This window comes from Nocardia amamiensis (genome assembly GCF_015477605.1).
In the GTDB taxonomy this organism is placed as follows: domain Bacteria; phylum Actinomycetota; class Actinomycetes; order Mycobacteriales; family Mycobacteriaceae; genus Nocardia; species Nocardia amamiensis_A.
Window position 1 is genome coordinate 1 of sequence record NZ_JADLQX010000245.1, and the last position, 422, is coordinate 422.

Here is a 422-nt window from a genome sequence, read left to right on the forward strand (position 1 = left end):
GCGGCGACCGCCCGACGCTGCCGGGAGACCGACTGGAAGGCGGCGAGCAGGGCGCGCTCCGATGCCTTCGCCTGGTCGAGCAACCGCTGTTCGATGTCCTCCGCGGCCCGCACGAGGAACGGAGCCAGCAAAGGGTTCACTCCCGAGGACGAGCCGGTGATGTCGAGGACGCCCTCCAACCGCCGCGTCACCGGATGCAGAATGGGGTGCCCGTAGCAGGTGAACTCCTTGAACGGTTCGATGTAGTGCTCGGCACCATGAACGATGATCCCCTGCCGGGTTTCGATCGCCGTGCCCAGCGCATTGGTTCCGATCGTCTCCTCGGCCAGACAGACCCCGTCCCGGATGCCGAGGCTTTCCAGCGCGGATTCGAACCGTGGGTCGCCGAACCAGCGGTACACCAGACGACAGTCACGGTCGAC

The 422-nt window shown here is 66.6% G+C and carries 1 pseudogene; it reads right to left on the minus strand.

The annotated features are described in order from the left end of the window. Window positions 1–422 (minus strand): annotated as a pseudogene (locus IU459_RS37675) (hypothetical protein); the annotation flags it as partial.